This is a genomic window from Arthrobacter sp. Hiyo1 (assembly GCF_001263615.2).
GTDB lineage: Bacteria > Actinomycetota > Actinomycetes > Actinomycetales > Micrococcaceae > Arthrobacter.
The window spans coordinates 356,230-364,871 of sequence record NZ_DF952473.1; the positions used below are offsets into that span (position 1 = coordinate 356,230).

The 8,642-nt window shown below is 61.9% G+C and carries 8 protein-coding genes, 1 tRNA gene and 3 pseudogenes; 7 read left to right on the forward strand and 5 right to left on the reverse strand.

All coding sequences use genetic code 11. The features are described from left to right. Positions 1 to 182: pseudogene (locus tag AHiyo1_RS17090) on the reverse strand (SAM-dependent methyltransferase); the annotation flags it as partial. Positions 183 to 385: 203 nt separating this feature from the next. Between AHiyo1_RS17090 and AHiyo1_RS17095 the strand changes: the two are divergent. After that, a complete protein-coding gene (locus AHiyo1_RS17095) occupies positions 386 to 763 on the forward strand; it encodes a cupin domain-containing protein (RefSeq protein WP_059389338.1) in 378 nt (125 codons plus the stop codon). A 73-nt stretch (positions 764 to 836) separates the two neighbouring features. Here the strand turns inward: AHiyo1_RS17095 and AHiyo1_RS17100 are convergent. Beyond that, positions 837 to 912 (reverse strand) — tRNA-Ala (locus tag AHiyo1_RS17100). Between the two features lie 251 nt (positions 913 to 1,163). Continuing rightward, positions 1,164 to 2,114: an NAD-dependent epimerase/dehydratase family protein gene (locus AHiyo1_RS17105; protein ID WP_172465621.1), complete on the reverse strand. Its 951-nt coding sequence runs from the start codon at positions 2,112 to 2,114 to the stop codon at positions 1,164 to 1,166. On the opposite strand from AHiyo1_RS17105, the gene AHiyo1_RS17110 reads away from it, so the two are divergent. Beyond that, positions 2,113 to 2,802, forward strand: a complete 690-nt coding sequence (locus tag AHiyo1_RS17110) for a ScbR family autoregulator-binding transcription factor (protein ID WP_253257412.1) — start codon at positions 2,113 to 2,115, stop codon at positions 2,800 to 2,802. The two genes, AHiyo1_RS17105 and AHiyo1_RS17110, sit on opposite strands and share 2 nt — an antisense overlap. A 1-nt stretch (position 2,803) precedes the next feature. Here AHiyo1_RS17110 and AHiyo1_RS24260 read toward each other — a convergent pair whose 3' ends face one another. Next, positions 2,804 to 3,973, reverse strand: coding sequence for a ScbA/BarX family gamma-butyrolactone biosynthesis protein (locus tag AHiyo1_RS24260; protein ID WP_340639341.1), 1,170 nt, complete (start codon positions 3,971 to 3,973; stop codon positions 2,804 to 2,806). On the opposite strand from AHiyo1_RS24260, the gene AHiyo1_RS17120 reads away from it, so the two are divergent. Together AHiyo1_RS17120 and AHiyo1_RS17125 are read left to right on the forward strand one after the other, a co-directional pair. Further along, positions 3,855 to 4,472, forward strand: coding sequence for a TetR/AcrR family transcriptional regulator (locus tag AHiyo1_RS17120; RefSeq protein WP_059389342.1), 618 nt, complete (start codon positions 3,855 to 3,857; stop codon positions 4,470 to 4,472). The genes AHiyo1_RS24260 and AHiyo1_RS17120 overlap by 119 nt on opposite strands. A gap of 91 nt (positions 4,473 to 4,563) precedes the next feature. Next, complete coding sequence (locus AHiyo1_RS17125; protein WP_059389343.1) at positions 4,564 to 5,343, forward strand: SDR family NAD(P)-dependent oxidoreductase; 780 nt, start codon at positions 4,564 to 4,566, stop codon at positions 5,341 to 5,343. Between the two features lie 105 nt (positions 5,344 to 5,448). On the opposite strand, the gene AHiyo1_RS17130 is transcribed toward AHiyo1_RS17125, so the two are convergent. Then, positions 5,449 to 6,234, reverse strand: a complete 786-nt coding sequence (locus AHiyo1_RS17130; protein ID WP_059389344.1) for a GntR family transcriptional regulator — start codon at positions 6,232 to 6,234, stop codon at positions 5,449 to 5,451. Between the two features lie 159 nt (positions 6,235 to 6,393). Between AHiyo1_RS17130 and AHiyo1_RS28315 the strand changes: the two are divergent. The 3 genes and pseudogenes from AHiyo1_RS28315 to AHiyo1_RS17140 all read left to right on the forward strand — a co-directional run. Beyond that, positions 6,394 to 6,768: pseudogene (locus AHiyo1_RS28315) on the forward strand (MFS transporter); the annotation flags it as partial. A gap of 607 nt (positions 6,769 to 7,375) precedes the next feature. After that, positions 7,376 to 7,771 (forward strand): annotated as a pseudogene (locus AHiyo1_RS28320) (hypothetical protein); the annotation flags it as partial. A 90-nt stretch (positions 7,772 to 7,861) separates the two neighbouring features. After that, positions 7,862 to 8,642, forward strand: a 781-nt coding sequence (locus tag AHiyo1_RS17140; protein ID WP_059389346.1) for a nucleoside hydrolase, incomplete at its 3' end; no start/stop codon positions are given.

The following is an 8,642-nucleotide window of genomic DNA, read 5'->3' on the forward strand; positions in this document are numbered from 1 at the left end:
CCGTAGCGGTCGCCGATCACCGCAACGCGGGATTCCGGATTACTGAGGTAGCCCGCCGCGGTCTCAAGGAGGAGCCGGTCGGTGGCGTCATGCGCCCGCAGGTTCTCCGCCTCGACGTCGGGAAAGCGGCGCAGGGTGCCGAAGAGCGTCTCAAGGTGTGCATCCAGCTCGGTCAAGGTCACGGTGCACCAATCTATCCCCCTCAGGAACCCTCGACAACACGGGGGTGGCGGAGGATGGTAGAGATTGCAAGTAATCGACCGTCTGACCGCTGCTGAAGGCACGGCACGCGCCGCAAGCAGCCCGGACATCAGGGTCCGCTGCGAAGGGCGAGCCACGTTGCGGACCTGGAAGACCAGGCTCCCACTCCCCTTGTGAGCAGACCATGACTGTCAACCTCGTCACTCAGCTTGAAGTAAAGTCGCACAATTCCCCCGATGAAGTTCGCCGCCCGGAGAAAACCGTGGTGGAAAACGTCACTGTTGGTGACTACACGATCGGCCGCCTCAGCTTCGAACCGGGCTGGAGCTGGGCGGACTGCATCAAACCGGTGGTCCAAACGGATTCCTGCCAGCTCAACCACGTGGGTTACTGTATTGCCGGCGCACTGGAAGTCGAGACCAGCGACGGCAAGAAGATCAGCATCTCCAAAGGAGATTCGTACACCATTCCGCCCGGACACAACGCCTGGGTGGTAGGCGACGAGACCTACTCGGCGATCGAGTTTGTCAGCGCGGCAGAATATGGAGTCAAGCGCGAGTAGCACGGGGGCATCCACGGCTTTCCACGGAGAGACGAAAAAGGGAACCACCCGCTCGGGTGGTTCCCATTTCTTGTGGTGGAGCTGAGGGGACTCGAACCCCTGACCCCCTGCATGCCATGCAGGTGCGCTACCAGCTGCGCCACAGCCCCGAACTTTGCTCACCGGGACTTCCATCCCCGCCGGAGCAACTCGTCAATACTAAACCACAAGGATGTGAGATAGGAAATCGAACGCCGTCGGCACCCGGACCGAGGATGTGCGGTAGGACAGATGAGGTGCGGTCGATTGCTCGGCCGCACCTCCCCCCATTACTGCCCTTCAACTAGTTGCCGCAAACACAACGAGCCGCTGGACTGAAGTCTAGAGACTGGCCGCCCATTAAACAAACCGTTCAACCGGTTTATGACCGGTTGGGCTCCCGGGAAACGTGGTAGGCGGAAGAAAATTCACCAAGGGCACTGCTGAACGTTTCCGGTTCGAGCCCGGAGATCCGCCAAAGGCCTCCGGAGGAATACCAGTGATCCTTCGTCACCAAGTCAACCTGATGGCTACTGAATCCTGCCGCGCGCAAGGCCGGGCCTGCCTGTTCGTCATCTCCCAGGAACTTGGGGCACTCCACACCGAATACCCGGGCAACGCTCTCCACGAGGGATGACACCGGAACAGGTTCCGAATATGCGGCATGGAAAGCGCGCTCGGGTTGCCGGGGTGCTAACGCAAGCGCGGAAAGCAGCCTGCCAAGGGCCTCGACGCCGATGATCGAAAGCAGCGCCGAACCATCGCCCGGCCACCCGCCGGCAACCTTCATCAGCCTGAGCAGGCCCGGAACAAACCAGCGGTCTCCCGCACCGAACACGAGGTTGGGGCGAACAACTTCGCCGCCGTAGCCGAGAACCAGCTGTTCGGCAACGGCACGGGTGGCGCTGGCAACCGAGGCCGGGTGATATCCCACCTCGGATTCAAGAATGCCGCGGTGGGGACCGCTCCCGTAAACACTGCACGTACTGACATAGATCAGCCGGGCTACCCCGGCTTCCCGGCACTGCTCAACGACGTGACCGGTGCCGGCCTCGTTGATCGCATGGGCAAGGCGAGGCTCGTCGCCCACATAGGATGCTGCGTGGATGACCACATCCGTACCGGCCAAGAAGGGAATCAGGCTCCCCGGGACGGAAATGTCAGCGGTCGCAATGGTAGCGTTGTTGTTTCGTAGTCTTGCAACCGGTTTTCGTGAGAGTGCAACAACGTGCGCCCCTCCGGATCCGGCGAGTGAGGCTACAACCCGGCTTCCAATGAAACCGGACGAACCGAGGACCAGCACCCGGGGCACATGGTCAACACATGTTGACATGTCCCCACCGATCTTCGGGTCCGTCAGTTTCATGTACTCAAGTATCCCGGACGCAGAAACCGGAGAGGTCTCCACGCGGATCATGCAACAACGTGCCAAAGCCACCCGAACGGCAGTCATCGAGGGTGCAGCGTCGATCTTTGAAGAGGTCGGTTACGGGAATGCAAGCCTGAGCGACGTCACTGAGCGCGCCTCGGTCACTAAAGGCGCGCTCTATTTCCATTTCAAATCGAAGGAAGACCTGGCGCTTGCTGTCATCGCCGAACAGCACAACATCGTGCGTGTCGCCGGGGAGAAGATCGCCGCCGCGGGACTGCCAGCGCTCGAGACCATGATCGCCATGTGCCGGACATTCGGCCAACAGCTACTCGATGAGCCAATCGTCCGGGCCGGAATCCGGCTGACCTTCGAAGCTTCGGCGTTCAATGGAGACGTCAAAGGTCCCTACCAGGACTGGGTAACCACCATGGAGATGCTGACGCGCCAAGCCCAATTGGACGGTGACGTGCGGCCCGAGGTCGAGGCCGCAGACTTCGCACGGTATTTGGTTGCGTCTTTCACGGGCGTCCAGATGGTTTCCAACGTGCTGACAGAACGGCGCGACGTTCTCAAAAGGATTGACGACATGTGGGGTTTCATGATGCCGGCATTAATGCCCAGCCACCCGCAAGGCCCAGGGACGCCCTGAGTCAATGCGGCGTTTTGACCTGAGCCAACAAGGACATCAGAGTCTCTTCTTCGTGCAACAACCGGACTCTCATCACACCATGGGCGGCATGTGATTCGAGTCGAGTCACAACAACATCCACGGGATAGCTGAACTCAACCAACTTCATGAATTCCGCCTCAAACAGGGCAAAATCGACATCCGGCCGGGAACACGCTGCGCGCGCAGCCTGCCTTGCGGCCTCCACCAAGAGCATTCCCGGGACGTGGTCCAGCGGATGGTCAAAGAAGATGGGGTGGGTTGGGTCAACCCGCAGCGGCCAGACGAAGGGGCGCGAGCTTGGCCCGAGCATCACGTTCCGCTGGGTGGCATGCCCGACGTCGGCACACGCCAGCAAGTCTTCTCCAGCGGCCGGCAATACAGTGGGGACCGCCCCGCGCAATCGCTGGTACGTCGCAGGATTCACAATGCGGGCCGCCGCGGCCCCTTCCCCGATGGGAGTGCCGTCAACAACGAACCGAGCAGTGACAGTCAGGGCGGACAACTGCCCTCCACTGAGCTTCATATCCTTCACGTCAAGTTCGACCGCAACTTGCGCAGGTACCAAGGGATCCAGGAGCGCGGCTTCTACCGAGATGCTCATGTACGGCATGAGGAACTTGTGGGTCAAGGGCACTCCGCACAAATGGGACATGAAGATTACCGCCTGCCTCAATGTCTCAGCCATGAGCGCCGAATCAGGCGAACCGTCCGGCGACCCATAAAAAACGTGCCATCGCGGCCACTGCGCTCCCGCAATGAACCGCCTTGAACTTGTTTGGACAAAGTCAGTCAAGAAGACTTCCGAAACGGAGCGCTTATGAACGAGCTCCCGCTTGACGGAAGCCTCGAAGAGCGCTTCATCGCGCATTGGGTCCCCCCACTCCTCCCAAAATCTGCCAGAGCAGCGATCGCTACTGTTGCGCCCCTTATTAAACGACCAAATCCTATCGGCACGCTGTGCCCATCGGATGATCGAAGCCGGCGAACTACCCAGATTGACATACCTACTGGTCGGTTTGTAACGTGGCAATATGGAGTTCGGCGACACAGGCAGTACGCCCAAGGGCGCGGCCACACGGAATGAGATCCTTCGAGTTGCCGCGGACGTTTTTGCGCGCAAGGGGTTCGAGCAGACCCGGATGGACGACATCATCCGCGAAGTCGGGCTCACGAAGGGAGCCATCTACTTCCACTTCTCTTCGAAAGCAATGTTGGCCCAGGCCGTCGTCGACGAGCAAAAGTCACGTTGGCTGCGTCGCGTGCAAGAAGAAATTCTGAGCAAGAACAACCCGCTGGAGGAGTTGCGCAGCCTCGGGGAGTTCATGGTCAGAACAGTCCTGAGCGACTCTTCCGCGTGGGGCGTGGTGCATTTGGCGAATCAACTGGCATCCACGAAGGAGCACCCCGGTGGCGCCTCTCCCCTGGCCGCATGGGTGGATCTCGTGGCCGGCATCCTTCAAAGGGGCCGCGCAAGCGGCGTCCTGGCGTTTTCAGGCGATCCCGGCGACGCGGCAACGGTTATCGTGGCCGCATTCGACGGGTTGAAGTCGGTCACCGATGCCCTTGACCCCAAAGATCTCGATGCCTTCGAGAGACGCGCGAACCTGCTGTTGCAATTCCTCGAGCAGCAGTTCATTTCCAGCCAGTAATGCAGCAGGCCACGAGCCTGAGACTTCGACTCGTGGGCAAAAAACAAACCGCACAGTCAGTTTATTAACAGTCGGAACGTAGGAGAAGAAAATGAACATTTCAGCCAAAACAGCCCTCATCACTGGAGCCTCTACGGGCATTGGTTCGGTCTTCGCCCGCAGACTTGCCGCTGAGGGCGCACGCTTGATCCTGGTTGCGCGCAGCCAGGACAAACTTGACGCGCTTGCGGCTGAACTCCGCCGGCACGGCACTGAAGTGACCGTCCTTGCCATGGACTTGAGCCTTCCGGACTCCGCAAAGGAACTCCAGCTCGCCACCGATTCGCTGGGACTCACAGTGGACATCCTGGTCAACAACGCGGGATTCGGAACACACGGACAAGTCGTCCAAGCGGACGCCGACCGCTACGCCGAACAGATCCAGTTGAACTGCTCCACCTTGGTCGGTACCAGCACACGCTACTTGCCTGGTATGGCTGAGCGCGGCTCGGGGGCCATCATCAACATCGCGAGTACGGCCGCATTCCAGCCGATACCCCACATGGCCATCTACGGCGCGACGAAGGCGTTTGTGCTCTCCTTCACCCAAGCGCTGTGGGCGGAGACTCAAGGAACGGGCGTGAAGGTCCTTGCCGTTTGCCCGGGGGCTACGGACACACCCTTCTTTGACATCGCCGGCGAGGCAGCAGCCGCCGGATCCTTGCGGACCCCGGAGCAGGTGGTGGACACCGCCATGTCCGCGATCCGCGGGAACAAGCCGAGCGTCGTGGATGGCCGGCTCAACTCCTTTGTTGCCCGGGTGGCCGTCAAGCTGCTCCCGGAGAAGCTGGTAATCGCAGCCGCGGGACGAGCCGTCCGCCCAGCCAACTAGTCCCCACGGCCACCCTCGCCCCGCAAGTCCCCAACTGACTAGCAGCAGGTGTCGTTATAGGCCCTCAAAACGACATCTACTGCGAGTCAGTTGGGTGCCCGCCCGTTAGGTTCCCTGGATGATTCCGATCTGGACCACTCCGGTGTTGACCAGTGTCTTGGCCAGGTAGACGACCTGGCCGGAGTGCTCCACGGTCTGGGTCAGGATCAGCACCGGGTCCTGGGCATCCAGCTCAAGCAGCTCGCCGCGCGCGACGCCCGGGGTGCCTGCTGCGATGTCGGTCTCGCCGGGACCAAAGGCCGGGCCAATAGCCGAGATCAAGTTAGCCAGCAGCGTGGCCTCGCGCCCGACGTCGTCCACAATGGCGCGTGCCGCTTCAGGGTCACGATCGATGAGACCCCCCTCGCTTGCGACGTGCTCTTGGACCAAGGCGATAGGAGAGCCGTCCCGTCTGAGGACGCTCTCGAAGAACCAGGAGGGCTCCTCTTCGCGGATTCCGAGGGGCTCTGCGGTAAACACCGACGACGACGGGTGCAGTACGTGCTGCGTCCGGCTGACCTGGATAGCGGATCCGGCCTCAGCGAGAGTCTCCTCCATGGGCCTGATCCGCTCCAGGCCGACCCGCGGCAGGCGCGTGGCCACAAACCGTCCAATGCCCCGGCGGGACCGCACATAGCCGTCTTCCTCGAGGAGCATGAGCGCCTCACGGACTACTGTCCGGCTGACCTTCATTGCCGAACCCAGGTCCGTTTCCGAAGGCAATAGCGAGGAAACAGGGAAATGCCCCGCCCTGATGGCGTTCATGATGCGCGAGTACACGGCAACACGGAGCGGGATGTTGGCCGTAGCATCCAACGGCTCCGAAAGAACGGCTTCAGCACTGCGGTCCAAGATGGCTCCCTTCGTCGATGTTCAGAGTTTACGCGATGGGTATTCCGAGCTTGTATAACAAGCGTGTATGATGCACATATAAGCCATCCTGTGCTCTGCGCCACACCTGCATCGAGCCGCCCCCAGAAGCCGTTTTGTTTCAAACAAGGAAGTTTGTCCATGACCACCCAAGCCACCAGCACCGCAGGGCTCCCCCTTCGGCGAAAAGCAGCGCGAGTGCCCGTCCTCATCGCCACGCTCATCCTTTCGATCCTCAGTTACCAGCTCAACGCCAGCCTGTTCTCGGCGGCCCTCCCGGCCATGGCCGCCCATTTCCAGGAATCCACCGAAAACGTGGCCAAAGTCCAGTCGCTGTTCTTCCTGACCGGCGCCGTCCTGGGCATGGCGTTTTCGCGATGGAGCGACTTCCTGGGACGCCGCCGCACCTTGCTGATCGTCCTCTCGATGATGTTGTGCGGCACGGTCCTATGCCTGTGGGCGCCGAACCTGACCATTCTTCTCGTGGGCCGTGTCCTGCAAAGTGCCACGAGCGCCACGTTCACCATTTCCTTCCTGCTTCTGTCCGAGCGCTTCAGCAAACGCCTCTTCGGCATTTCCGTCGGCGTCATTTCGGCGGTCAACGGCGGCATCGGCGGACTCGACGGCTTCCTGGGCGGTTTCATCACCGACACGATCGGATGGCAGTTCCTCTTTGTCCTTGTCCTCGGTGTGGGCGTGCTGGCGATCGTGTTGGTCGCCGTCGTCGTCCCGAAAAGGGCCGCCCGGACACGGGAAGGACGCATGGACTGGTGGGGCGCGGGCACCCTGGGCACGTTCCTGGTTCTCTTGAGCAACCTGATCGGACAGGCTTCCACGTCCGGATGGGGCGATATCTGGACCCTTGGATATCTCGCCGGCGCCGTGATTGCCGGGCTGGCGTTCGTGGCCGTGGAAAAGAGGGTTGCGCGTCCCCTGATCGCCATCGAACAGTTGCGATCCCGCCAGGTATGGCCGGTTTTGGCGAGCACAGTGCTGACCCTTGGCGGTATCTTCTCGGCGTTGAACTTCACCGTGATCCTCCTCAGCCAGGACGCACACGCGGGATACGGACTGTCCGCCTCGATGTCAGCCCTCCTGTACCTGACGCCTACAGCGTTCGTGGGTGTGCTCGCTGCGGTGTTCTCCGGCTGGTTCGCGCAGCGCATCGGCTGGTTCAAGGCCCTGCGGATCAGCAGCGCTGATCGTCGTCGCGGCAGTCGCGGTGGCAATCTTTGCCGCGGACCGCTGGATGGTCTTCGCCTTGCTGATCATCATGGGAGTCCTTTATCTCGGCCAGTTCCAGAGCACCGTCAGCGGGATCGCTGTGCTGAATTCACCCAAATCGGCGCCCGGTTCCGTGCCCGGCCTGAATGGAGCATGCTTTGGAATCGGAGCCAGTGTGGGAATCGCCGTCGTCGCACCCGCCGTCGCCGCTGGAACCATCGCCGGTTACCAAACTGCCCTGTGGATCTCGGCAGGCTTCGCCCTGGCGGCTTTTGCTGCTTCCCTGATCCTCCGCCCTGTCGCTGCGAGCGCGCAGCGGCACCTGCCGCCGTCGCCGCCCATGCTTAAGCCCGAACCCACGTCACCAAAACCCCGAAGGAGCACCATGACCACCACCACACCGCAGCCGTTCTACCTCGATTGCGATACCGGCATCGACGATTCCCTGGCCATCGCCTATCTCCTGGCGAGCCCAGAGGTGGAGCTGGCCGGGATCGGAACCGTCAGCGGCAACGTCAGCGCCGCGACCGGGGCCGTCAACACCTTGAATCTGCTCCATGCTGCGGGCCGGGCCGGGATCCCGGTTGCCGTGGGTGCCCACGATCCCCTCATGGGGACGTTCGACGGCGGGGCGCCGCACGTTCACGGCGAGAACGGCATCGGCGGGATCACCTTGGAAGACGCCGGACTGACGGTGGAATCAGAGACTGCCGCGGAGATGCTGGTGCGGCTCGCCAACGAGTATCCGGGTGAATTGCGCGTCATCGCCGTAGGCCCGCTCACCAATCTGGCCCTCGCGCTGCAGCTGGACCCGAACCTCCCGGCACTCGTCCGCGATGTCACGATCATGGGCGGAGCCGCGTTTGTGCCGGGCAACATCAGCCCCGTCGCCGAGGCCAACATCTTCAACGACGCCGAGGCCGCGGCCGCAGTGATGGAAGCCGACTGGCCGGTCACGTTGGTGCCCCTGGATGTCACCATGAACCACCGCTTCGATGAGGCCCATCGTGCGGCGCTCGGAACTGCCGGACATCCGGTGGCCAGCGCACTGTCGGGCATGCTCGTCCAGTACTTCGCCTTCTACAACACGATTTTCGGTGAACACTGCGCCGCCCTCCACGATCCGCTGGCGGCCGCAATCGCCGTGGGTGCCCTCGAGCTCGACG